The 24,172-nt window shown below is 67.4% G+C and carries 22 protein-coding genes; 20 read left to right on the forward strand and 2 right to left on the reverse strand.

Annotated elements, in window-relative coordinates:
- Positions 1-78 precede the first annotated feature (78 nt).
- The 19 genes from ACE5CZ_RS00475 (at position 79) to rbfA (ending at position 21,553) form a co-directional block, all read left to right on the forward strand.
- Positions 79-1,482: a DHA2 family efflux MFS transporter permease subunit gene (locus ACE5CZ_RS00475; RefSeq protein WP_374945387.1), complete on the forward strand. Its 1,404-nt coding sequence runs from the start codon at positions 79-81 to the stop codon at positions 1,480-1,482.
- A 111-nt stretch (positions 1,483-1,593) separates the two neighbouring features.
- Complete coding sequence (locus tag ACE5CZ_RS00480; protein ID WP_374945388.1) at positions 1,594-2,598, forward strand: FKBP-type peptidyl-prolyl cis-trans isomerase; 1,005 nt, start codon at positions 1,594-1,596, stop codon at positions 2,596-2,598.
- 28 nt (positions 2,599-2,626) lie between these two features.
- Positions 2,627-3,706, forward strand: coding sequence for a 1-deoxy-D-xylulose-5-phosphate reductoisomerase (dxr, locus tag ACE5CZ_RS00485; protein ID WP_374945389.1), 1,080 nt, complete (start codon positions 2,627-2,629; stop codon positions 3,704-3,706).
- Between the two features lie 112 nt (positions 3,707-3,818).
- Positions 3,819-5,141, forward strand: coding sequence for an RIP metalloprotease (locus ACE5CZ_RS00490; protein WP_374945390.1), 1,323 nt, complete (start codon positions 3,819-3,821; stop codon positions 5,139-5,141).
- Between the two features lie 97 nt (positions 5,142-5,238).
- Positions 5,239-6,567 (forward strand): sensor histidine kinase, encoded by a 1,329-nt coding sequence (locus ACE5CZ_RS00495; protein ID WP_374945391.1) that lies wholly within the window; start codon positions 5,239-5,241, stop codon positions 6,565-6,567.
- Positions 6,564-7,232, forward strand: a complete 669-nt coding sequence (locus ACE5CZ_RS00500; protein WP_374945392.1) for a response regulator — start codon at positions 6,564-6,566, stop codon at positions 7,230-7,232. Before ACE5CZ_RS00495 ends, ACE5CZ_RS00500 begins: the two co-directional genes overlap by 4 nt.
- A 66-nt stretch (positions 7,233-7,298) precedes the next feature.
- A complete protein-coding gene (gene ispG, locus ACE5CZ_RS00505; protein WP_374945458.1) occupies positions 7,299-8,438 on the forward strand; it encodes a flavodoxin-dependent (E)-4-hydroxy-3-methylbut-2-enyl-diphosphate synthase in 1,140 nt (379 codons plus the stop codon).
- On the forward strand, positions 8,435-9,430 hold the full coding sequence (locus ACE5CZ_RS00510; protein ID WP_374945393.1) for an AAA family ATPase: 996 nt from the start codon (positions 8,435-8,437) through the stop codon (positions 9,428-9,430). Before ispG ends, ACE5CZ_RS00510 begins: the two co-directional genes overlap by 4 nt.
- A gap of 5 nt (positions 9,431-9,435) precedes the next feature.
- Complete coding sequence (locus ACE5CZ_RS00515; RefSeq protein ID WP_374945394.1) at positions 9,436-10,305, forward strand: DUF58 domain-containing protein; 870 nt, start codon at positions 9,436-9,438, stop codon at positions 10,303-10,305.
- Entirely contained in the window at positions 10,298-10,759 is a 462-nt protein-coding gene (locus ACE5CZ_RS00520) for a hypothetical protein (protein ID WP_374945395.1), read from the forward strand. The genes ACE5CZ_RS00515 and ACE5CZ_RS00520 overlap by 8 nt, the downstream gene beginning before the upstream one ends.
- Positions 10,750-11,730, forward strand: a complete 981-nt coding sequence (locus tag ACE5CZ_RS00525) for a VWA domain-containing protein (protein WP_374945396.1) — start codon at positions 10,750-10,752, stop codon at positions 11,728-11,730. The genes ACE5CZ_RS00520 and ACE5CZ_RS00525 overlap by 10 nt, the downstream gene beginning before the upstream one ends.
- On the forward strand, positions 11,727-12,734 hold the full coding sequence (locus ACE5CZ_RS00530) for a VWA domain-containing protein (protein ID WP_374945397.1): 1,008 nt from the start codon (positions 11,727-11,729) through the stop codon (positions 12,732-12,734). The genes ACE5CZ_RS00525 and ACE5CZ_RS00530 overlap by 4 nt, the downstream gene beginning before the upstream one ends.
- Positions 12,731-13,438 (forward strand): hypothetical protein, encoded by a 708-nt coding sequence (locus ACE5CZ_RS00535; protein ID WP_374945398.1) that lies wholly within the window; start codon positions 12,731-12,733, stop codon positions 13,436-13,438. The genes ACE5CZ_RS00530 and ACE5CZ_RS00535 overlap by 4 nt, the downstream gene beginning before the upstream one ends.
- Before the next feature lie 106 nt (positions 13,439-13,544).
- The gene (locus ACE5CZ_RS00540; RefSeq protein WP_374945399.1) at positions 13,545-14,825 is read left to right on the forward strand and encodes an LCP family protein; all 1,281 of its coding nucleotides are present in this window, start codon (positions 13,545-13,547) and stop codon (positions 14,823-14,825) included.
- A 46-nt stretch (positions 14,826-14,871) separates the two neighbouring features.
- Entirely contained in the window at positions 14,872-16,635 is a 1,764-nt protein-coding gene (locus ACE5CZ_RS00545; RefSeq protein WP_374945400.1) for a proline--tRNA ligase, read from the forward strand.
- A gap of 109 nt (positions 16,636-16,744) precedes the next feature.
- Positions 16,745-17,764, forward strand: coding sequence for a transcription termination factor NusA (gene nusA, locus ACE5CZ_RS00550; protein ID WP_374945401.1), 1,020 nt, complete (start codon positions 16,745-16,747; stop codon positions 17,762-17,764).
- A 39-nt stretch (positions 17,765-17,803) separates the two neighbouring features.
- A complete protein-coding gene (locus ACE5CZ_RS00555) occupies positions 17,804-18,121 on the forward strand; it encodes a YlxR family protein (protein ID WP_374945402.1) in 318 nt (105 codons plus the stop codon).
- A 90-nt stretch (positions 18,122-18,211) separates the two neighbouring features.
- Entirely contained in the window at positions 18,212-21,007 is a 2,796-nt protein-coding gene (gene infB, locus ACE5CZ_RS00560; protein ID WP_374945403.1) for a translation initiation factor IF-2, read from the forward strand.
- Between the two features lie 51 nt (positions 21,008-21,058).
- Positions 21,059-21,553, forward strand: a complete 495-nt coding sequence (rbfA, locus tag ACE5CZ_RS00565; RefSeq protein ID WP_374945404.1) for a 30S ribosome-binding factor RbfA — start codon at positions 21,059-21,061, stop codon at positions 21,551-21,553.
- Between the two features lie 17 nt (positions 21,554-21,570).
- Here the strand turns inward: rbfA and ACE5CZ_RS00570 are convergent, their stop codons facing one another.
- On the reverse strand, positions 21,571-22,569 hold the full coding sequence (locus tag ACE5CZ_RS00570) for a ketopantoate reductase family protein (protein ID WP_374945405.1): 999 nt from the start codon (positions 22,567-22,569) through the stop codon (positions 21,571-21,573).
- Positions 22,570-22,578: 9 nt separating this feature from the next.
- Positions 22,579-23,505, reverse strand: a complete 927-nt coding sequence (locus ACE5CZ_RS00575; protein ID WP_374945406.1) for an A/G-specific adenine glycosylase — start codon at positions 23,503-23,505, stop codon at positions 22,579-22,581.
- A gap of 30 nt (positions 23,506-23,535) precedes the next feature.
- Here ACE5CZ_RS00575 and ACE5CZ_RS00580 point away from each other — a divergent pair, with 30 nt between their 5' ends.
- On the forward strand, positions 23,536-24,147 hold the full coding sequence (locus ACE5CZ_RS00580; RefSeq protein ID WP_374945407.1) for a hypothetical protein: 612 nt from the start codon (positions 23,536-23,538) through the stop codon (positions 24,145-24,147).
- Positions 24,148-24,172: the final 25 nt, after the last annotated feature.

Below are 24,172 nucleotides of genomic sequence, written 5' to 3' on the forward strand. Positions count from 1 at the left end.
CTCTAGGGTTTCGAGGTGGACGAGAGGTTAACGAGCTCGGCGGTAACGGAATCGCCCGCCGTGCAGTTAGCTAGGGATGTGTCCACACCACCCACCCCCGTTGTGCAGCGACTCGTCTTGATCGTCGCCGTGCTCTCCGCCTTCGTGGCGTTCCTCGACGGTACCGTCATCACGGTTGCCCTGCCCGCCATGACGCGCGAACTCGGCGGCGGGATCGTGACCCAGCAGTGGGTGATGGACGCCTACCTCATCACCCTCGGCTCGATCATCCTGCTGGCCGGCTCCCTGTCCGATGCATTCGGGCGCAAGAAGGTGCTGTTCTGGGGCGTGGTGGGGTTCGGCGTCGCGTCACTGATCTGCGCTGTCGCGCCGACGGCCGGCGTGCTCATCGGGGCGCGGGCGCTCCAGGGCGTCGCGGGCGCGCTTCTGGTTCCGAGCTCGCTCGCACTCATCCTCTCGACCTTCTCCGGCCCCGCGCAGGCGAAGGCGATCGGGTCGTGGACCGCCTGGACGAGCACGGCGTTCCTCGCCGGCCCGCTCATCGGCGGCCTCCTGGTCGACCTCGCCTCGTGGCGCCTCGTGTTCGCCATCAACGTCGTGCCGATTGCCGTGACGCTCTTCTTTCTCGCCCGACTTCCGCATGATCGGCCTGCTGCGGTCGGCGCGCGTGTCGACGTGCTCGGGGCCGTGCTCGGCATCGTGGGACTCGGCCTTCCGGTCTTCGCCCTCATCGAGCAGTCCAATTTCGGGTGGACGAGCCCGGTCATCGTGATATCCGCAGTGGTCGGAATCGTGTCGTTCGTGCTCTTCATCCTGCACGAGCGACGAACGACGCAGCCGATGATGCCGCTCTCGCTTTTTCGCGTGCGCAACTTCTCCGTGGGCAATGTCTCGACGCTCTTCATCTACGGCGCCCTGTCGCTCGGTACGTTTCTTCTGGCCGTCTTCCTGCAGCAGGTGGCCGGATACTCGGCCACGCTGGCTGGCCTGAGCATGCTGCCGACGACCATCATCAGCATCGCCCTCTCGACGCAGGTCGGTCGGCTGGCAGGCAGACACGGTTCCCGACTCTTCATGTTCGTCGGTCCGATCATCGGCGGCATCGGCTTCTTCCTGCTATTGCGCATCTCCTCTTCTGCCGACTACTGGAGCGAGGTCTTTCCCGGCATCGTCGTATTCGGCCTGGGCCTGACGATCACCGTCGCGCCGCTGACGTCGGCCATCCTGGGCTCGATCGAGCAGGCTCGGGCGGGCATCGCGTCGGCCGTGAACAACGCCGTCTCGCGCGTGGCAGGTCTTGTCGCAGTGGCGGCCGCGGGTCTCATCGTGGGTTCGAACCTGGATGTCGCCGGCTTCCACCGGGCGGCGATCGTCACGGGCGTGCTCCTGGTCGCGGGAGGCATCATCTCGGGGATCGGCATCGTCAATCCGCGCCGGTCGGATCTGAGTGAGAAGGCGCCGACGACCCCTCCCAGCCGCTGAACAGGAAGATGTTGCGCAGATAGTCCAGACTGGATGCAGATCGTTCACTCTTTTTCGCGCGCCACGTGCCGCGCGTTCTCGTCATCTTCCGTCATTCTGTGAGGCCCACCCGTGCGCAAACTTCCCGTCATCTTCGCCGTCTCGGCGCTCGCCCTGACCCTCGCGGGCTGCGCGGGCTCGCCGTCGCCCAGTTCGACGCCCGACGGCGGCGCGACCGCGGCGCCCCAGGCCGAGGCCGGATCGTGCACCGAGACGCCGAGCGGTGACGCCTCGGACTCGGTCGAGGTGACCGGAGACGCCGGCTCGATCGCGTCGGCGACGTTCGATTCGCCCGTCGACATCGATGCGACCGAGCGCACCGTGCTCTCTGAGGGCGACGGCGAGAAGGCGAACATCGGCGACTTCGGAATTCTCAACTTCACCCTGTTCAACGGCACGTCGGGCGACGAGGTCTTCTCGACCTACGACGAGGGGTCTGCCTCGCTCAGCATGGTCGTCGACGCCACCCAGTTTCTTCCGGGCCTCGTCAAGGGTGTCGAGTGCCTGACCGGCGGGTCGCGGATCGCCGTCGCCGTTCCGGCATCCGAGGGATTCGCCGAAGCCGGCAATCCCGCGCTCGGGATCGCGGCCACCGACCCGCTCGTCTTCGTCGTCGACCTCGGACAGGTGCTCTCGGTGAGCGACCCCGACCAGCTCAAGGCGAACGGCGCCGTACAGCCCGTCGTCGACGGGGTGCCGACCGTCGCCGATGCCGAAGACGGCACCCCGACCGTCACGATCCCCGACACGGCTCCGCCGGCCGAGCTCACCATCACCGTGCTCAAGAAGGGCGACGGCAAGGTCGTCGAGGCCGGGCAGCCCTCCGTGGTGCAGTACCAGGGCAGCGTCTGGGGAACGAAGACCGTTTTCGACCAGAGCTGGGGCAAGACGCCGTTCGCTGTTCAGCCCGGCGGAACGGTCGAGGGCTTCGAAGCGGCGATCTCCGGCCAGACCGTAGGATCCCAGGTCATCGTCTCCATCCCGCCGGCGCAGGGCTACGGAGATGCGGGCCAGCCCGACGCCGGCATCTCCGGCACGGACACCCTGGTCTTCGTGATCGACATCCTCGCCGGCTAGGCAGGGGCGCAGGTGCGAGGATGAGTACGTGAAACGCGTAGTCATCCTCGGTTCTACCGGCTCGATCGGTATTCAGGCCCTCGACGTCGTCCGCTCCAATCCGGAACGGTTCGACGTGGTCGGCCTCGGCGCCGGGCGAAATCGAACGTTGCTCGGCGAGCAGGCTACGGAGTTCGGCGTTGCGGATACCGCGCTGGGCGCCGATGAGGCATCGCAGCTCGTGAGAGACGTCGATGCCGATGTGGTGCTGAACGGCATCACCGGCTCGGTCGGCCTCGGCCCCAGCGTCGCGACGCTGAAGGCCGGGCGCGTGCTCGCCCTGGCCAACAAGGAGAGCCTCATCGTCGGCGGCGAGCTGCTGAAGGCCCTCGCCGAACCCGGTCAGATCGTTCCCGTCGACTCCGAGCACTCCGCGATCGCCCAGGCGTTGCGTTCCGGCACACCGGAGGAGGTGGAGCGGCTGGTTCTCACCGCGAGTGGCGGTCCGTTCCGGGGGCGCAGCCGCGAGTCGCTCGTGGATGTCACGCCGCGTGAGGCCCTCGCGCATCCGACCTGGGACATGGGACTGGTCATCACGACCAACTCGGCCACGCTGGTGAACAAGGGGCTCGAGGTGATCGAGGCGCACCTGCTGTTCGACGTGGCCTACGGCCGCATCGACGTGACGGTTCATCCCCAGTCGATCATCCACTCGATGGTCGAGTTCATCGACGGCTCCACAATCGCCCAGGCCTCGCCGCCCGACATGAGGCTTCCCATCTCGCTCGGCCTCGACTGGCCGAACCGCGTGCGCGGAGTCGGTCGTCCGCTCGACTGGGCGACCTCGCAGACGTGGACCTTCGAGCCGCTCGACTCGGTGGCCTTTCCGGCCGTCGACCTGGCGAAAGAGGTCGGGCGTGCCGGGGGCAGCTACCCGGCCGTCTTCAATGCGGCCAACGAGCAGGCGGTCGCGGCGTTCCACGCCGGTACCATCGGATTCCTCGACATCGTCGACACCATCCGCAGCGTCGTCGAACAGCACGACGCATCCGGCGAGATCACCCTCGAGTCGCTCGCCGCAGCTGAAGAGTGGGCCAGGCGCACGGCCGATTCACTTCTCGCGCGATGACCGCGCGCACTGATTCCGCGGGTTGACCGTGCGGGCGGACTGTCGGGTGCAGCACGGCCGGCGTTCAGCCAAAGGCCAGCGGGCACCTCACAGCGCGCTGTAACGTGTGCACGTGGATACGGTTCTGCAGTTCATTCTCGGCGTGCTCGTCATCGTCGTGGGCCTCGCCGTCTCCATCGGCCTGCACGAAATCGGGCACCTCGTGCCCGCGAAGCTCTTCGGGGTCAAGGTCACGCAGTACATGATCGGCTTCGGTCCGACACTGTGGTCGCGCCGTCGCGGCGAGACGGAGTACGGGCTGAAGGCCATTCCCATGGGCGGCTACATCTCGATGATCGGCATGTTTCCGCCCGCCAAGGCCGGCGGGCCGGTGCGCACCGCCAGCACCGGATTCTTCAACACCCTGGTGCAGGATGCGCGCGACGTGAGCGCCGAGACGATCGGCGACGACGACGCGCGGTCGTTCTACCGGCTGCCGGTGTGGAAGCGCATCATCATCATGGCCGGTGGTCCCGCCATGAACTTCGTCATCGCTATCGTGGTCTTCGCCGTGGTGCTGTGCGGATTCGGCATGTCCACGACCACCATCGGGTCGATCAGCCAGTGCGTGCTCCCCGCCACCAGCGAGCGGCAGACGTGCGAGGCATCAGACACCCCCGGGCCCGGCGTGACGGCCGGCTTCGAAGAGGGAGACATCATCACCGCGATCGACGGCGTCTCGGTGTCCAGTTGGGACGAGTCGACCGCGATCATCCAGAAATCGCCCGATAAGACACTGAGCGTCGACGTGCAGCGGGCTGGCCAGAAGAAGACGCTCACGGTGGTGCCGCTGCTCGCGGAGCGCTACGAGCAGGATGTCTCGGGCAACACAGTGCTCGGCGACGACGGCCAGGCGATCACCCAGAAGGTCGGCTTCGTGGGCATCGGACCGAAGCAGGAGCTCATCCGGCAGAGCCCGGCTGCCGTGCTGCCGTTCATGGGTGAGAACATCGCCAACGTCGTGAACCTCATCGTGCACCTGCCCCAGCGGCTCGTCGACGTGGCGAACGCCGCCTTCGGGCCGGGGGAGCGCGACCCCGACGGCCCCATCAGTGTTGTCGGGGTCGGACGTGCCGCCGGGGAGATCGCCAGCATCGAGCAGGTGCCGCTCGGCTCGAAGGTGGCCAGCCTGCTCGGGCTCGTCGGTTCACTCAACGTGGCCCTCGGTGTCATCAACCTCGTGCCATTGATGCCGCTCGACGGCGGTCACATAGCCGGAGCGCTGTGGGAGGGCATCCGTCGCGGATTCGCCACGCTGTTCAAGAGGCGCGATCCCGGCCCCGTCGACACCGCGCGGCTCATGCCGCTGACCTTCGGGGTCGTCATCGTTCTGGGCGCCATGAGCGCACTGCTCATCTACGCCGACATCGTCAAACCGATCAACCTCTTCGGCTGATTGCGCCGGGCACCGGGCGGGTACTCCCGGGGGAGTACCCCGTGATGCCGCGCCCGGCCGACGCGCCCCGCGGCGAGCGCTCGCTAGCATCGAGAGCATGACCCTGCCGCGTGCGCCCCACGAGCCCCCTGAATGGGGTCGAAACGAATGGGGCGGGCCGGCGGGGCGCCCGGGCTGGGGCGGGCGGGCGGGCGATGCACATCGTCATCTCCACGGCCCGCGTTCCGGATGGCGGGGAGCCTACGGGGTCGGCCCGCGGGGCCCCTTCCTTCCCCCGCAGGCCCGGCTCTGGTTGCCGGTGATCGTCTCGCTCGTCGCCCAGCTCACGATTGTCGCCACGCAGCTCGCGACCTCGCCCGATTCAGGCTCGTCGCCCCTGATCGCGTTCGATTTTCTCTGTGCGATGCTCGGCCCGGTCGCCCTGATCTGTGCTCGCAGGTTCGCAGGCCCCACGGTCGCCGCAGTGAGCGCCATCGCGGTAGCCGACGTGCTGGTCGATTCCTCGATCGTCTCCGCGTACATCGCGGTGTTGTTCGCCGCAGCCCTCGCGGTTGTGCGCGGCGCGGGTGTGTGGGCGGTGGCCTCCGTGACCACGGGCTGGGTCGCCGGGTTCGTGGGAGCCGGCCTTCTCGGCATCCGCTGGGAGCCGGTGCCCGTGGTTTTGCTGACAGCCGGGATCGTCATAGCCCTCGGATTCGGCTCATCGATCCGGACCCGGCGCGAGCGCTTCGCTCAGCTGCGGAGTCTTCAGAGCCGACGTCGGGTCGACGCAGCACAGCAGGAGCGGGTGCGAATCGCCCGCGAGCTGCACGACGTGCTCGCCCACTCGTTATCGTCGATCAACGTGCAGGCGGGAGTCGGACTGCACCTTCTCGAGTCGCAGCCCGACAAGGCCGGCGAGGCGCTGGCCAGTATCAAGGCGACCAGCAAGCAGGCGCTCGACGAGGTTCGTGACGTGCTCGGAATCCTGCGGGGCGACGCGACGAGCGAGCCGCAGGCTCCGCGGATTCCCGAGGCCGACCTCGGCAGTCTGCCCCGGTTGGTCGAGAACATCCGCTCAGCCGAGCTCGAGGTCGAGTTCGACTCGCGTCTTGCCACGGCGCCATCGGCGGCCGTGCAGCTCGCCCTCTACCGTATCGCCCAGGAGGGCCTCACGAATATCGTTCGGCACTCCGGCGCGACGATCGCCCGCGTCGAGTTGCGCGAGACCGACGACGGCGTCGTGCTTCGCGTGACCGACAATGGCCGGGGAGTGGCCGTCGATGTCGGCGCCGTCGCCGGCAAGGGCCTGCTCGGCATGCGCGAGCGCGCCGAGCTGCTCGGGGGTCATCTCGAGGCCGTCACCGTCTCGCCGCACGGGTTCGCCATCACTGCCACGATTCCCCGTTCGGCGAGATCCACCCCGAAGTCGGCACCCCCCACATGATCAGAGTCGTCATCGCCGATGACCAGCAGCTCATCCGCGCCGGGTTCTCGGCTCTCCTCGCGAGCGAGGCCGACATCGACGTCGTCGGCGAGGCCGCCACGGGCTCCGAGGCCGTCGACCTCGTGGCGCGACTGCGCCCGGATGTCGTGCTCATGGACATCCGAATGCCTGACGGCGACGGCATCTGGGCAACCGGGCAGATCGTGGCAGACCCCCTGAACGCGGCGACGCACATCGTCATCGTCACGACCTTCGAAATCGACGAGTACGTCGTCGACGCCATCCGCGCGGGTGCGTCGGGTTTTCTCGTGAAGGACACCGAGCCGGTGGAACTGATCCGGGCGGTGCGCGTCGTCGCGCGAGGCGATGCGCTGCTGTCGCCGGGTGTGACGAAGAGGCTTCTCGAGCGGGTCTCCGGCGGCCTGTCGGCGGTCCTCGACACCCGCGCCCTTTCGGTGCTCACAGACCGGGAGCGCGAGGTGCTCACTCTGGTCGGCCACGGGCTGACGAACGAGGAGATCGCGACGAAACTGTTCCTCAGCCCCTTCACGGCCAAGACGCATGTGTCGAGGATCATGCAGAAACTCGGCGCCAGGGACCGTGTTCAACTGGTCGTCACCGCCTACGAGACCCACCTGGTGCGCACGGGGTGGAACGCCGGGTAGCACGGCCCCGGCCTCGCCCCTTCTGGCGACGCCTACACTGAAGAGGTGGCTGCTATCAATTTGGGAATGCCGAAAGTGCCTGAAACCCTCGCACCTCGGCGCAAGTCCCGTCAGATCAAAGTCGGCAAGGTACTCGTAGGCGGTGACGCTCCCGTCAGCGTGCAGTCGATGACGACCACGCCGACACCGAACATCAACGCGACCCTTCAGCAGATCGCCGAGCTCACAGCATCCGGATGCGACATCGTTCGCGTCGCCGTGCCGAGCCGCGACGACGCCGAGGCCCTTCCGATCATCGCGAAGAAGAGCCAGATCCCGGTGATCGCCGACATTCACTTTCAGCCGAACTACGTGTACGCCGCAATCGACGCGGGCTGCGCGGCCGTGCGGGTCAATCCCGGAAACATCCGCAAGTTCGACGACCAGGTCGGCAAGATCGCGGCCGCCGCGAAGGCGGCAGACGTATCGATCCGCATCGGCGTCAACGCGGGTTCGCTCGAACCGAGCATCCTGCAGAAATACGGAAAGGCGACCCCGGAGGCCCTCGTCGAGAGCGCCGTCTGGGAGGCGAGCCTCTTCGAGGAGCACGACTTTCACGACTTCAAGATCTCGGTCAAGCACAACGACCCGATCATCATGGTCAAGGCCTACAGACTTCTCGCAGAGCGGGGCGACTGGCCCCTTCACCTCGGCGTGACCGAGGCCGGGCCCGAGTTCCAAGGAACGATCAAGAGCGCGACGGCCTTCGGCATCCTCCTCTCCGAGGGAATCGGAGACACCATCCGCGTGTCGCTGTCGGCACCGCCCGCCCAGGAGATCAAGGTGGGACTGCAGATTCTGCAGTCCCTCAACCTGCGGGAGCGCAAGCTCGAGATCGTCTCGTGCCCCAGCTGCGGGCGCGCACAGGTCGACGTCTACAAGCTCGCCAACGATGTGACCGACGGCCTCGAGGGCATGACCGTGCCCCTTCGCGTCGCCGTCATGGGCTGCGTCGTGAACGGACCGGGCGAGGCCCGCGAGGCCGACCTGGGCGTCGCATCCGGCAACGGAAAAGGTCAGATCTTCGTCAAGGGCGAGGTCATCAAGACCGTGCCCGAGGCCGACATCGTGGCCACGCTCATCGAAGAGGCGAACCGCCTGGCCGCAGAGATGCCGCCTGCCGACACCTCAACGGGCAGCCCCGTCGTCACCGTCGGGGCCCGATGAGGCTGAAGCCTCTGTCGCCCGCCGAGATGGAGAGGGCCGGCACGATCGTGCACGCCATCGAGTCGTCGTACTCGGCCACGGTCGTGGGGCAGGTGACGCTGCGTCGTGCCCTTCTGGTGGCGCTCGTCGCGGGCGGTCATGTGCTGCTCGAGAGTGTTCCCGGGCTCGCGAAGACGACAGCGGCCACGACGCTGGCCCGGGCCATCCACGCGCAGTTCACGCGCATCCAATGCACCCCCGACCTGCTGCCGAGCGACATCACGGGCACCCAGGTGTACAACGCCCGTACCAGCACGTTCGAGACCCAGCTCGGGCCGGTCCATTCCAACTTCGTGCTTCTCGACGAGGTCAACCGATCGAGCGCCAAGACGCAGAGCGCGATGCTCGAGGCCATGCAGGAGCGTCAAACGACCATCGGCGGCACGGTGTACCCGCTGCCGGAGCCGTTTCTCGTGATGGCGACGCAGAATCCCATCGAGCAGGAGGGCACGTACCAGCTGCCCGAGGCGCAGATGGACAGGTTTCTGCTGAAGGAGATCATCGACTACCCCACGATAGAGGAGGAGCTCGAAGTGCTGCGACGCCTCGATGCCGGGGTCTTCGACGCGGCGAGCCAGCACGAGGGGTCGGTCTCGCTCGACGACGTGCTCTTCGTGCAGGATGCCGCCTCGCGGGTCTACGTCGACGACGCGATCCGCAACTACATCGTCTCGATCGTCTACGTGACCCGCAATCCCCTCAACTACATCGGCGAAGAACTCGCCGGCTACGTCGAATACGGCGCGAGCCCCCGGGGCACGATCGCATTCATGCAGGCCGCGCGTGCGCTCGCCCTGCTGTCGGGCCGGGCACACGTCGTGCCCGACGACGTCAAGGCCATCCGCCACGCCGTGCTGCGACACCGGGTGATACTGAACTTCGAGGCCGACGCGGAGGGCGTGCGAGCCGAGGCCGTCATCGACGCGGTCTTCGCGTCTGTGCATACGCCCTGAGCCCGATGGACAGCCTCCTCGTGCGGATCAAGTCGCGGATGTTCATCCACGCGCATCGCAAGGCGCTGCACCTGCTCGACGGAGAGTACGGCTCGCTCGTCACCGGGCGCAGCATGGACTTCGAAGACCTGCGCAGCTACGTGGCAGGTGACGAGGTGCGCGACATCGACTGGAAGGCGACGGCCCGGCACGGCTCCACGCTGGTCAGGCGCTACACCGCACTTCGCCGCCAGACCGTTCACTTCGTGCTCGACACGGGTCGAAATCTGGCCGCTCACGCGGCCGATGGCGAGCCGAAGAGCGAAGTCGCGCTCACGGTCGTCGGCGTTCTCGGCTACCTCGCGGTGCGTCACGGCGACGACGTGTCACTGATCGCAGGCGACTCCGAACGCACCGTCAGGCTGCCGGCCCGCTCGAGCGAGAATCACCTCGAACGCGTTCTGCGGTCGATCGACTCGGCTCACGGGCTCGACGCGCCTCCCAGTGACCTCGACCGCACGCTGCGACTGGTAGCCCGCACCGTGCGCCGGCGGGCCATCGTCGTCGTGGTCACCGACGACGCGGTTCTGGGGCCACAACAGACGAAGCTCGTGCGCAGGCTGCGCGCCCAGCATGAACTGGTCTGGGTCACCGTGGGTGATCTGGATCCGCTCCGGCTCGCCGGGGCCGTCGCCGTCGACGACGGCTGGGCGGTTCCCGAGGCGCTCCGCGCAAACCGTCGCCTCACGGCAGAGCTGACCCGCTCGATCGACGACGGGATCCGGCAGCGGCAGTCGATGTTCGACGACCTCGGCGTCTCGCATCGCCGCATCGGGCGGGTCGACGATGTGATGCCGTCGCTTCTGCACCTGTTGAAGGCACGCTCGAATGCCTGACACCGAACTCGTACCTCCGATCGGCTACGGCTATGGCTGGCTCGTCATCGGCATCTTGATCGTCGTGCTCGTCATCGCCACGATCCTGCTGATCCTCGTGGTGCGAGCGCGCGGTCGCGACGCGTCGCCGCAGCCGATGCGGACCGGGGGCCTGGCCGGCGTGAAGGCCGAGTACCACGAGAGGGTGAGCGGGATCGAGGCGGAGTACGTCGCCGGCAGACTGTCGGTGCGCGCGGCGCATCAGCGCCTGAGCGCCGTCGTCCGAGGTTTCGGCCAGGCCGTCAGCGGTATCGACGCCCCGATGATGACCCTCACCGAACTGCAGGGCACAGCGTTGCCGACGGTCACAGCCGCGGTCGCCGAGTACTACCCGGCGTCGTTCGAGTCGGCGGATCGCAGTGAGATCTCGTCTGCCGTAGTACAGGCGAGGCAGGTGATCGAATCGTGGGGCTAGCCAACGCCTGGATCCTTCTCGGGCTCGTACCCGTCATCGCCGCCGTCGTGGTTCTGCCCCGGGTGCTCCGACGACGACGGCGAACGGATGCCGCGGTTCCGGTCGCGCACATCGGTCGGCTCACGCGCCTGCCGGGCTTCGTCGCGGCCGTGACGAGGATGCGATTGACCACGACCGCCGCCATCGTGCTGGTCGGCATCCTTGGGGCCACGGCGGCCCTTCTCGCCGCCCGCCCCATCGTCACATCGACCGAGAAGCCCGCCACGTTCACCCGCGACGTCGTGCTCTGCCTCGACGTCTCCGGGTCGATGACCGACGTCGACATCGACGTGCTCGCCCGATTCACCGAACTCTCCGAGGGATTCGAGGGCGAGCGTCTCGCGCTCGTCATCTTCAATTCCTCCGCGGCCCAGGTCTTTCCGCTCACCGACGACTACGACTACATCGCCCAGCAACTCGAGGCGGTGCGCTCGAGCCTCGACGGCACGGGAGAGTTCAGCGATGCGTTCGGCGGAACGCTGACGGGCGAGGGAGCGTCGCTCATCGGCGACGGGCTCGCCTCGTGCGTGCTCGCGTTCGATCGAACAGGCGAGCAGCGGTCGCGCTCCGTCGTGCTGGCCACCGACAACGACATCAACGGCACTCCGATCATGACCGTCGACGAGGCCGGCGCGTTCGCGGCGTCACGCGACGTGCGGGTCTACGGCATCGACCCGAGCGTGGCGAAGGCGGGCGACTCCGACGATTCGGCAGAGTTTCAGCGGGTCGTCGACTCGACCGGGGGCGAGTACTTCGTGCTCGAGTCGGCCGACACGGTGCCGACGATCGTCGACAGCATCGAGGCCACCGAAGCCGCCCTCGTCGACGAGAAACCAAAAGTCGTCGTCACCGACCAGCCCACGCTGCTGGCGGTGCTCGCCACTGTGCTTCTCGGCGGGCTTCTCGTGCTCGTCTGGAGGGCCCGGCTGTGAGCCTCTCTCCCGTTCTTCCGCTGCCTCTGCTCATCGCCGTGTTCTCCGTGCTCGCGGCCTTCGTAGTCTGGCAACTCGTGCTGCGCGAGAATCGGCCCCGACGGTTGTCGTGGTCGCTGCGGGGCGCGATGGTCGTTCTCGTGCTGGTGATCGCCTTTCGCCCGGGAGTTCCGGGCTACGGCGGTGCCGAGGCGACGACGGAGACCGACGTGTTCTTCGTCGTGGACACCACCACGAGCATCGTGGCAGAGGACTACGCCGGCGAGAGGCCGCGACTCGACGGCGTGAAAAGCGACATCGCCGACCTGGTCGAGTCGTACCCGGGTGCGAAGTTCGCCCTGCTGACATTCGACAGCTCGGCGGTCCTCCGAGTGCCGCTCACCTCCGACGCGACCGCCATAGCGAATGCCGGTGAGGTTCTGGCACCCGAGATCACCAGCTACTCGGCGGGAAGCAGCGTCGCGCAGGCGAAAGATCTGCTCGCCTCGACCCTGCAGCGGGCACACGAATCCGAACCCGAACGTTCGCGCGTCGTCTACTACTTCGGCGACGGCGAGCAGACCTCGTCGTCGCCGGTCGAGAGTTTCGACGAGTCTGCGCCGCTCGTGAACGGAGGACTCGTCTTCGGGTACGGCACGGAGGCCGGGGGGCCGATGCGCGTTCAGACGGGATACTACGACGACGACAAAACCGACGACGGCTACGTGACGCTCGACACGGGCTCCGAGGCCCGCTCGTCGATCGACGAGCAGAACCTGCGCACGATCGCCGACCAGCTGGGTATCGACTACGAGCATCGCGGCGCGCCGGGCAACCCGCCCGTCGCCCCGGCGGGTTCCTCTTCGACGACATCCTCCTCCGACGGGACCGCCCGCGGCACGGTGGAGCTCTACTGGATTCCGGCCGCCGCGCTGGTGCTGCTCGCCGCGGCGCAGGCCGTCACGGTACTCCGTCGACTCCGTGATCTTCGCGTCGCCGGCGGCAAGCACGGGCACGACGAATGATGCGCCGACGCACGAAGGCCGGCCTCATCGCGCTTCCGGGCACGGTGATCGCCACGGTCGTCGCGGTGAAGCTGATCGGCATGGTATTCGTCGCCGGACAGGTCGCTGCGGCCTATGAGCGCGAGGACTTCGCCTCTGCAACATCGCTGGCACGATGGCTGACCGTCGTCAACGTCATCGAACCGTGGAAGGCGCACCTCGCCGTCGGCGACGGCCTCGCGGGCCAGGCGCTCGATTCGGATGCGCAGCTCGAGTTCGAGCGGGCCCTCGGGCTCGCCGCCCCCGAAGACCAGTGCCCGGTGCGGGTCAACCTCTCGCTCGTGCTGGAGCGACAGGGCGACGCGGTCGTCGAGGGCGACCCGACGAGCCGAGATGAGGCATCCGCGTTCTACGATGAGGCGCTCGAGGTCATCGACGAGGCCGATGAGTCGTGCCGGCGGCCGCCGAGGAGCGGCGAAGACGGCACCGATGACGAGCTGTCTCAGACGAAGCAGCGGTTGTCGGAGAAGAAGGACGCCCTGTCGGAGCCGTCGGAAGGCGAACTAGAGGCCGACGACGGCCAGCCGAAACCCGACGGGTCACCGAGCGACGCCACCGTCGAGCAGCTCGAGGAGAAGCTCCGTGACGCCGGCCAGGATCGCAGCGACCAGCAGACCGCCGAGCGCACCCCGGCCGACCCGGACTACGTCGAGAAGCCGTGGTAACTTCAGGCCCTCGTATGTTTGACCGCGCAGAACACAGGCAATTGTGAAGTTGCGTCGCTAGTTTCATGAATCTTGCCGTAAACCCTCCGGGGCCCGACACAGGAATGTGACTCTCATCAGCTCGTTACGCACCCCGTCATCCATCGCCCCGCGACACGGTCGCCTCGGCAACCGCTCCAGCGTCTGGGCCGTCCTTCGAATTCTCGGCATCGTGACGGCCGTGGCGCTCGTGAGCACGGTGTCGATCGCGGCCATCGCGGTCAATGGGCTCGCGTCGACGGTGCAGGCCAACACCGTGACCCTCGGCAACGAAAAAGAGGTGTCGCAACTCGTCGATGTGGGGGCCATCGAGGGCGGTGTCAATGTGCTGGTCGTCGGCAGCGACACACGCATCGACCAGCTCACGACGGAGGGCGACGACACGGAGGGCGCCCGCAACGACGTCACCATGCTCCTGCACATCAGCCAGGACCACCAGAACGTCAGCGTCATCAGTTTTCCCCGCGACACCATGGTCGACATGGCCGAGTGCACAGATCCCGACACCGGCGACACCTACGAAGAGACGTCGTACCAACAGCTCAACACTGCCCTCGGGCGAGGCGGGCAGCGCGGTGGCCTCGGCTGTGTCGTCGCGACCGTCGAGCAGATCACTGGCCTGACGATTCCCTACGCCGGGGTCATCTCGTTCGATGGCGTGGCCGCGATGACGTCGGCCATCGGCGGTGTCGACGTGTGCGTGTCGGAGCCGATCGACGACGATTACAGCAACCTCCACCTCGAGGAGGGAAACCACACGCTCTCGGGAGACCAGGCGCTCGCCTTCCTGCGCACCCGCGAGGGAGTCGGCGACGGAAGCGACCTGGCGCGGATCAGCTCCCAACAGGTCTACCTGTCGGCGCTCGTTCGCAAGATGCTTTCCGACGGAACGCTCTCCAACCCGGTGACGTTGTACACTCTCGCCAACGCGGCACTCAGCAATATGTTCCTGTCTACCGAGCTCGGCAAGGTCGACTCCATGGTCTCCATCGCGAAGGCGCTGCAGGGCGTGCAACTCGACAAGGTGGCGTTCCTCCGCTACCCGGTCGCAGAAGATCCCAACGATTCCAACCGCGTGGTGGTCAATGAATTCGACGCCGAGATTCTGAACGCGGCACTCCTGAACGACACCTCGCTCGACCTGAGCCAGGTCGCGACGGCCGATTCCGCGACAGCGGCCGACGGGTCGAGCGACGAGCCGGCCGTCGATCCCGCCGCTGACCCTGCGACCGATCCGGCGGCAGACCCCGCGGCGACGACGACACCGGATGCCGGGGGAGCCACCGTGCTGCCCGACTCCTTCACGGGCCAGACCGCAGCAGAGGTCACCTGCTCGGTCGGCAACTGACCGGCGCTGTCGGGTCGACACGTCGCCGATCAATAGACTGGTGGGCGTGTCAGTTCGCCTCAGCAACTATTTCCTCCGTACCCTCCGCGAAGATCCTTCCGACGCAGAGGTGGCGAGCCACCGCCTCCTCGTGCGCGGCGGCTACATCCGCAGGCAGGCCCCGGGCATCTTCGCGTGGCTTCCCATCGGCCTGCGCGTCAAGGCGCGCATCGAGAACATCATCCGAGAAGAGATGACGGCGGCCGGCGCGCACGAGGTGCACTTTCCGGCGCTGCTTCCCAAGGAGCCTTACGAGGTCACGGGACGCTACACCGAGTATGGCGACGGCATGTTCCGACTGAACGATCGGCATGAGGCCGGCTACGTGCTCGCCCCCACCCACGAAGAGGTCTTCACCCTGCTGGTCAAAGACCTGGTGAACAGCTATAAAGATCTTCCCCTGTCGATCTATCAGATCCAAGACAAGTACCGCGACGAGGCGCGTCCGCGCGCGGGCCTGTTGCGCGGGCGCGAGTTCACCATGAAAGACGCCTACTCGTTCGACGTCACCGACGAGGGTCTCGAGGCGTCGTACCAGGCGCAGCGCGCGGCCTACGAGCGCATCTTCTCCCGCCTCGGCCTCGAATACGTGATCGTCAAGGCCGACGCGGGAGCCATGGGGGGCTCGAAGAGCGAGGAGTTCCTGCACCCGACTCCCATCGGCGAGGACACCTTCGTGCGCAGCGCCGGCGGGTACGCGGCGAACGTCGAGGCGTTCACCACGACGCCTCCTGCGGCGCGCCCGTACGACGGACTCACCCCGCCCGACGTGCACGACACTCCCGACACGCCCACCATCCAGACGCTGGTCGACGTCGCCAACGCAGATCATCCGCGGCCCGACGGCCGCTCTTGGACGGCTGCGGACACGCTGAAGAACGTCGTGCTGGCCCTCCGCAACCTCGACGGCAGCCGCGAGCTGGTCGTGGTCGGGCTGCCGGGCGACCGCGAGGTCGACCTGAAGCGCGCCGAGGTCGCGTTCGCGCCGGCCGAGGTCGAAGCCGCCGTCGAGAAGGACTTCATTGCGAACCCCGGGCTGGTCAAGGGCTACATCGGCCCGTGGTCGGTCGACGGGCCCGTTCTGGGCACGACGGCGGCCACAGGCATCCGCTACCTGCTCGACCCGCGCGTCTCGGATGGCAGCGGCTGGATCACGGGCTCGAATCAGCATGGCCGGCACGTCTTCGGGCTCGTCGCCGGGCGCGATTTCGCCTGCGACGGCACGATCGAAGTAGCCCAGGTGCTGGCCGGTGACGAGGCGCCCGACGGCTCCGGCCCGGTCGAACTCGCCCGCGGCATGGAGATCGGGCACGTGTTCCAGCTCGGTCGCAAGTATGCCGAAGCCCTCGGGTTGAAGGTTCAAGACGAGAACGGCACGCTCGCCACGGTGACGATGGGTTCCTACGGCATCGGCGTCACCCGGATCCTCGCGATCATCGCCGAGCTCAACAACGATGCCAAGGGACTCATCTGGCCCAAGGCCGTAGCTCCATTCGACGTGCACGTCGTGGCGACCGGCCGCGACGCTGCAGTCTACGAGACCGCCGAGACGATCGTCGAGGCGATCGAGGCATCCGGGCTCGACGTTCTCTACGACGACCGGCCCAAGGTGTCGCCCGGCGTCAAGTTCGGCGACGCCGAACTCCTCGGGGTTCCGACGATCGTGATCGTGGGCCGCGGCGCCGCCGACGGCGTCGTCGAGCTGTGGGACCGCGCGTCGGGTGAGCGCACCGAGGTGGCGATCCCAGAACTCGTATCCCGCCTGCGCTGAATATCAGTGCGCGGTACCGCGGAGCTGATCCGTCGGGTAAATTGGTCTGTTGGACCTGACGCCATCCGCGTCAGGGGACCACGAACTTAATACAGAAGGAGGCCGGGTTATGGACATCGACCTCAGCGTGCTCAGGCTCTTGGAACGCGAGCGGGACATCCCGTTCGACGAACTGGTGGCAATCATCGAACAGGCGATCATGACCGCCTACATCAAGCACACGACTCCCGTTTTGCCGGTGGATGCGCCGAAAGACACCCCGGCGCCGGTCGCCGCCACAGCCCGGGTGCACCTCGACCGCAAGAGCGGACACGTGAGCATCTATGTGCCCGAGCTCGACGACGACGGGGCCGTGATCGGCGAGAGCGAAGACAGCCCGAGCGACTTCGGTCGAATCGGAGCGTTCGCGGCGAAGCAGGTCATCAACCAGCGGCTGCGCGACATCGCAGACGACGCGGTGCTCGGAGAGTTCAAGGGGCGCGAGGGCGACATCGTCGCGGGCATCATCCAACAGGGTCCGAACCCGCGCATGATCCACGTCGACCTCGGAACGATCGAGGCCATCCTTCCCCCCGAAGAACAGGTGCCCGGCGAGGACTACTCGCACGGCTCGCGAATCCGGGTCTACGTCACGAGCGTGTCGAAGGGCACCAAGGGTCCGTCGATCACGGTGTCGCGCACGCATCCCTCGCTCGTTCGAAAGCTCTTCGCACTCGAGGTTCCTGAGATCGCATCGGGTGCCGTCGAAATCGTGTCGCTTGCGCGCGAGGCCGGTCACCGCACCAAGATCGCCGTGCGCGCCACCGAACCCGGTATCAACGCGAAGGGCGCCTGCATCGGAGAACTGGGTCAGCGGGTTCGAGCCGTCACCAGCGAGCTCGGCAACGAGAAGATCGACATCGTCGACTTCTCGACCGACCTGCCCACCTTCGTCGCGAACGCGTTGTCACCGGCGAAGGTGTCGAGCGCATTCGTCATCGACGAGTCACTGAAGGCCGTGCGCGCACTGGTTCCCGACTATCAGCTGTCCCTCGCCATCGGCAAAGAGGGGCAAAACGCCCGCCTCGCCGCGAAGCTCACCGGCGCCAAGATCGATATCCAGCCCGATTCGGTGATGGACGAGGCCTGAGGCCGATCATCACGGGGATCGATTCGGCGGAGGTGTAGTATGGAACCCGTAAGAACGTGCGTCGGTTGCCGCGCGCGTGCCGATCGATCCTCACTTCTGAGGGTCGTCGCCCGGATTCCAGTCGTGGTCGTCGATGAGACGGCCGTCCTGCCCGGTCGGGGCGCGTGGGTGCATCCTCGCATCGAGTGCGTCGAGAAGGCGCAGGCACGCAAGGCCTTCGGTCGGGCGTTGCGCATCACAACCGCACTCGACACGTCTTCCGTTCTCTCATTTCTCGAGCGGCAGGCAACTCATCCATCAATCCGCAGACATTCAGTTTCTACAGAACAGGCTGAAACGTACATCGTGACCAACTAATGAGTGACAACTAATGAGCGGCTCCAAATGAGCCCCGCGCACAACTAATGGTCTGCCCCTGTTTGGGAGCGGATCCCAGACAGGAGAATTGTGGCTGCAAAACCACGCGTACACGAAGTCGCCGCCGAGCTCGGCGTCGACAGCAAGCTAGCCCTCGCGAAGCTGAAAGAAATGGGTCAGTTCGTCAAGGGCCCCTCATCGAGCATCGAACCGCCGGTCGCACGTCGCCTGAAGGAAGCCCTTCTCGCCGACGGTGCCGGAAGCGCCGCCGCATCGGCGCCCGCGCCCGCCAAGTCCGCCCCCTCGGCCGCTCGCCCCGGGGGAGCACGCACGACGGCGACGCCCGGTCCCGCACGCCCGGCGGCCCCGGCCCCGGCCGCGCCCACTGTCGAGACGCCCTCGCCCGCTGCCGCTCCGGCAGCCCCGGCTGAGACCCCCGCCGCGGCTCCCACCCCGGCGCCGGTTGTCGAGACGAGCCAGCCCTCCGCGCCCGTCTCCACGGGCGAGACCGCTCCCGCCGGTGGCGCACCACGCCCGGGAGCCCCGCGCCCCGGCAACAACCCCTTCGCAAGCCAGCAGGGCATGCAGCGTCCGGGCGCACCGCGGCCCGGCAACAACCCGTTCGCGAGCCAGCAGGGCATGGGAACGGGCGCACCCCGCGCCGGAACCGGCGGAGGCTCGACCGGTGCAATTCCGCGTCCGGCTGCTCCCCGTCCCGGCGCACCCCGTCCGGGCGCACCGCGTCCCGGCGGCGCAGGCCAGGGCGCACGCCCCGGTGGATTCGGCCAGCGTCCCGCAGGAGCCGGCGGCGGATTCCGTCCCGGCGGCGCGGGCGGTGCGCGTCCCGCGGGCGGTGGCTTCCAGCGCCCCGGCGGCGCTCCGGGAGCGACACCCGGTTTCGGTGCCCCCCGTCCCGCGGGTGGCGGCGGTCGCGGTCGTGGACCAGGCGGCGGCACGGCCGGAGCATTCGGTCGTGGCGGCGGTCGTGCCAAGGCACGCAAGTCGAAGCGCACGAAGCGGGCCGAGTTCGAGCTGCGGGAAGCCCCGTCGCTCGGCGGCGTCAGCGTTCCCCGCGGCGATGGTTCGACGGTCGTGCGACTGCGCCGCGGCGCATCGATCACCGACTTCGCCGACAAGATCGACGCGAGCCCCGGAAACCTCGTGACAGTGCTGTTCCATCTCGGTGAGATGGCGACGGCCACGGAGTCGCTCGACGAAGCGACCTTCGACATCCTGGGCGAGGAGCTCGGCTACAAGATTCAGATGGTCTCCCCGGAGGACGAGGATCGCGAGCTGCTGAGCGGCTTCGACATCGACATCGACCAGGAGCTCGAAGACGAGACCGACGACGACCTCGAGATCCGTCCGCCGGTCGTCACCGTCATGGGCCACGTCGACCACGGTAAGACGAGGCTCCTCGACGCGATCCGCAGCGCCAACGTCGTTGCGGGCGAGGCCGGAGGAATCACCCAGCACATCGGCGCCTATCAGGTCTCGGCCGAGCACGAAGGCATCGACCGCCGCATCACGTTCATCGACACCCCGGGCCACGAGGCGTTCACCGCCATGCGCGCCCGTGGTGCCCAGGTCACAGACATCGCCATCCTGGTCGTCGCGGCCGACGACGGCATCATGCCGCAGACGGTCGAGGCGCTCAACCACGCCCAGGCGGCCAACGTGCCGATCGTGGTCGCGGTGAACAAGGTCGACAAGGTCGGCGCCAACCCGGCCAAGGTGCGCCAGCAGCTCACCGAGTTCGGCCTCGTCGCAGAGGAGTACGGCGGAGACGTCATGTTCGTCGACGTGTCGGCACTCAACAACGTCGGCATCACAGAACTGCTCGATGCCGTGCTGCTGACCGCCGATGCCGGCCTCGACATGCGGGCGAACCCCAACAAGGATGCCCGTGGCGTCGCGATCGAGGCGAAGCTCGACAAGGGCCGCGGCGCCGTCGCGACCGTGCTCATCCAGTCGGGAACGCTGCACGTCGGCGATCCGATCGTCGCCGGAACCGCGTACGGAAAAGTGCGCGCCATGCACGATGAGGATGGCAACACGGTCACCGAGGCCACGCCCGCCCGCCCCGTGCAGGTGCAGGGACTCTCGACGGTGCCCCGCGCCGGCGACACCTTTTTGGTCACCGAAGACGACCGCACCGCCCGGCAGATCGCCGAGAAGCGCGAAGCCGTCGAACGCAACGCACTGCTCGCCAAGAGCCGCAAGCGCATCTCGCTCGAAGACTTCACCCGTGCACTCGAAGAAGGCAAGGTCGAGTCGCTCAACCTCATCATCAAGGGTGACGTCTCCGGTGCCGTCGAGGCACTGGAGGAGTCGCTGCTCAAGATCGAGGTCGATGATTCGGTGCAGCTGCGCATCATCCACCGAGGTGTGGGTGCCGTCACTGAGTCCGACGTCAACCTCGCCACGGTCGACAACGCGATCATCATCGGGTTCAACGTGCGTCCCGACACGAAGGCGCGCGAGCGCGCCGCCCGTGAGGGCGTCGATGTGCGGTTCTACTCGGTCATCTACTCCGCTCTCGAAGACATCGAGAACTCGCTCAAGGGCATGCTCAAGCCCGAGTTCGAAGAGGTGCAGTCGGGTGTGGCCGAGATCCGCGAAGTCTTCCGCTCCTCCAAGTTCGGAAACATCGCCGGCGTCATCGTGCGCAGTGGAACGATCACGAGGAACGCCAAGGCGCGGGTCATCCGCGACGGCATCGTGGTGGGCGACAACCTCGCCATCGAATCGCTGCGTCGCTTCAAAGACGACGTCACCGAGGTTCGCACGGACTTCGAGGCCGGTATCGGTCTCGGCAAGTTCAACGACATCCAGATCGGCGACGAGATCGAGACCATCGAGATGAAGGAGAAGCCGCGCGTCTAGTCCCCACGGACTGTCGACACCGCAGCTTCTGACGAGAGAACGGAAAGCACCATGGCTGATCCCGCACGCGCGAGAAAAATGGCGGAGCGAATCCAGGTCATCGTCGCGAAGACGCTCGAGCGGGGGGTGAAAGACCCCCGCCTGGGCTTCGTCACCATCACCGACGTGAAGGTGACGGGCGACCTGCAGCACGCATCGGTCTTCTACACGGTGTACGGCTCAGACGAGGAGCGCGCAGACAGCGCGGCCGCCCTGAAGTCGGCCACGGGAATGCTGCGGAGCGAGGTGGGCAAGAACATCACGGCCCGCCTCACTCCGAGCCTGGAATTCATTCCGGATGGCATCCCCGAGAACGCGCAGCTCATAGACGGCCTGCTCGCCGAGGCGTCGAAGCGCGACGCGGACACGCTGACGCAGGCTCGCAAGGCCCAGTACGCCGGCGACGCCGATCCCTACGTCAAGCCGAGGCAGCTGGGCGACGACGAGCCCGACGAGTTCGATGGTGACGAAGAAGACGACGAGCCGGTGACGACTCCGCGTCACTAGGGGTTTTTCACCCGGCGTCAGAGACGCTCGAAGACAGCGGCGACTTCCTCGACTCCGAGGAAGTCGCCGCTTGTCTCTACCCGGTGCACGAGTTCTGTGAGTGCTGCATTGATCGGCGCCGCCAGTCCCACCTCCCGGGCCGCCCGAACCACCGCACCGTTGAGAAAATCGATCTCGGTCGGTTGACCCCGTGTGATGCTCTGCAAGGTCGAGCCCGAATTCGGGGTGTCGCCCATTTGCGCGGCCATCACCCGTGGAAGAGCGCGGCCGATCGCGATCGGCGCGATGGAGAAGCCGCGGAGCAACTGCTGGTTCAGTCCCTGCAGCGAGGCGAAGTGCACGCCGGATGCGAATCCGATGCGTACGGCCTCGCGCATGCTCGAGGCCACGATACGACCGAGCATCGGATGCCGCAGGGTCTCCTGGGCGGACAGGCCGGTGATGGCCGGCATCGCGTTGACCTGGTTGACGATGAGCTTCGACCACTGCGCACCCCGGAAATCGGTGATGAGCCGTGTCGGCATGGCCCCGCCGAGCACCGACACGACGCGTTCAGCGACGTCGCGGCGTTGTGGATCGTCGACGCCGATGAAGGTGGGGCCGGCCGCCGTGACGTCGACGAGGCCGGCTCGACGGTAGTTCGCGGCGTAGAGGGCGATCGCGCCGATGACGGGGGAGTCGGGCAGCAGGTCTTCGGCGACGCGCACCCCGTCGAGTCCGTTCTGCACGATCACCGCGGGAACGCCGGCCAGGCGATCGGAATTGTCTGTGATCGCGCGGCCTGCGTCTTGGGCCTTCGTGCAGACGAAGGCCAGCTCCGGCGTCTCGGTGAGCCGTTCCGATGCGCTCGGGCGGGCCAGGTGCGTGCCCCAGCCGCCGCTGAGGGCGAGACCGTCTGACTGCAGGGCCTCGAGCTGCGCGCCGCGGGCGGTCACAGAAACCTCGTGTCCTGCCCGGTCGAGCAGGGCGGCGATCGTGCCTCCGATTGCCCCGGTTCCGATCACGACGATACGCACCCGTTCAGCCTAACTTCGTGGCAGCGCGAGACCGGCAGAGGTCGTCTCCACGAGGCCGTCGCGGATGAGCCCGGCGACGGCCCGCTCAAGTTGCGCGGCATCGGGCCAGAGCTCGCGCACCGCCCGAAGGTCGACGCCCACGGACTCGTCGCTTCGGCGCAGCAGCGCGAGCACGAGGCCCCTGACCTGCCTGTCGGATCCCGCGAACTTCTTCTGCACCACCTTCTTCGGACCTTCCGTCTCGGGGAAGCTGGCCCGCCTCCACGCGCAGGCGTCGCGGATCGGACAGATCGAGCAGTCGGGGCGCCTCGCGGTGCAGACGATGGCGCCGAGCTCCATGATGGCCGCGTTGAAACGGCGCGCGTCGAGATGGTCGACGGGCAGCAGCTCGGTCATGGCCGCGAGGTCACGGCGCGCGCTCGGCGGGCCGGCGTCATCTTTGCCCAGCACCGAGCGGGCGATGACGCGACGCGTGTTGGTGTCGACGACCGGATGCCTGTGGCCATACGCGAACACCGCCACGGCTCGCGACGTGTAGTCGCCGATGCCGGGGAGCGCACGCAGCTCATCGATGTCCTGCGGAACGAGGCCGCGGTGGTTCGCTGTGATGGCCGTGGCGCACGCGTGCAGGTAGAGGGCGCGACGCGGATAGCCGAGCGACTGCCACGCCCGCACCGCCTCGCCCGACGAAACGGCGGCCAGGCGCGCGGGCGTCGGCCAACGATCCAGCCATTCGGCGAGGCGGGGAATGACCCGAGCCACGGGCGTCTGCTGCAGCATGAATTCGCTCACGAGGATACCCCAGGGCGAAAAGTCGGCCGCCCGCCACGGGAGATTCCGGCCCTCGACGGCGAACCAGTCGATGAGGGATCGAGCGTAGACGCTCGTCTCGGCACACGGCTCGGGCGGTGCGTCGCCGGCGGCGTTCAGGGTCACCCAAACAGCCTAGTTCGATAGAATCTCGTGGTGTCCACAGACCCCGCAGCGCGTCGCTCGTTCTTCGATTCATTGGCCCAGGAGATCCTTCACAACTACGGCCGCGGGCGGGCGGTCGTCGCGGTCGACGGCGGCGTGGCAGCCGACGAGTTCGCCTCTGAACTGGTGGCCGCCATCGCGCGCGCGGGCCATTCCGGCGTCAGCGCATCCATCGACGATTTCGTCACGCCCCGATCGACGCGCGGCGACGAAGCGCACACAGCCCAGGCCTATTTCGCCGCGCGTTACGACTACGCGACCTTCCGTCGCGTGCTGGTCGATCCGTTCCGCCAAAACGGCGGGGCGGCGTACGTGACGGCCGCGTTCGATGAGCAGGCCGACCGGGCGATCGAGCCGGTGTGGCGCACCAGCCCGGCCGACGCCGTCCTCGTCGTCGCGGGACCGTTTCTCTCCCGCGCAGAACTGCGCGGCGTCTTCAACTACACGGTCTTCCTCGAGACGCCGGCCGTCTCAGACGACGGAGTGCGCCAGGACGCCCTCCAGCTCTACGCCGGCGTCGCGGAGCCTCGGTTCGCAGCCACGGCGATCGTCGACACCACGACGCCCGATCTTCCGCGTCGGATCTTCGCCGACAGCTGCTGACCCTGAGGCGCGCGCCCGCCGTCTA

Origin of the sequence: Agreia sp., assembly GCF_964263775.1 — a bacterium.
Classification (GTDB): Bacteria; Actinomycetota; Actinomycetes; order Actinomycetales; family Microbacteriaceae; genus Agreia.

What these genes read in the sequence shown, in the direction of transcription:
- ACE5CZ_RS00495 (WP_374945391.1), top strand. Translation starts at nt 5,239, where the DNA reads ATGACCCTGCCGCGTGCGCCCCACGAGCCCCCTGAATGGGGTCGAAAC.
- ACE5CZ_RS00500 (WP_374945392.1), top strand. Translation starts at nt 6,564, where the DNA reads ATGATCAGAGTCGTCATCGCCGATGACCAGCAGCTCATCCGCGCCGGG.
- ispG (WP_374945458.1), top strand. Translation starts at nt 7,299, where the DNA reads ATGCCGAAAGTGCCTGAAACCCTCGCACCTCGGCGCAAGTCCCGTCAG.
- ACE5CZ_RS00510 (WP_374945393.1), top strand. Translation starts at nt 8,435, where the DNA reads ATGAGGCTGAAGCCTCTGTCGCCCGCCGAGATGGAGAGGGCCGGCACG.
- ACE5CZ_RS00515 (WP_374945394.1), top strand. Translation starts at nt 9,436, where the DNA reads ATGGACAGCCTCCTCGTGCGGATCAAGTCGCGGATGTTCATCCACGCG.
- ACE5CZ_RS00520 (WP_374945395.1), top strand. Translation starts at nt 10,298, where the DNA reads ATGCCTGACACCGAACTCGTACCTCCGATCGGCTACGGCTATGGCTGG.
- ACE5CZ_RS00535 (WP_374945398.1), top strand. Translation starts at nt 12,731, where the DNA reads ATGATGCGCCGACGCACGAAGGCCGGCCTCATCGCGCTTCCGGGCACG.
- nusA (WP_374945401.1), top strand. Translation starts at nt 16,745, where the DNA reads ATGGACATCGACCTCAGCGTGCTCAGGCTCTTGGAACGCGAGCGGGAC.
- ACE5CZ_RS00555 (WP_374945402.1), top strand. Translation starts at nt 17,804, where the DNA reads ATGGAACCCGTAAGAACGTGCGTCGGTTGCCGCGCGCGTGCCGATCGA.
- rbfA (WP_374945404.1), top strand. Translation starts at nt 21,059, where the DNA reads ATGGCTGATCCCGCACGCGCGAGAAAAATGGCGGAGCGAATCCAGGTC.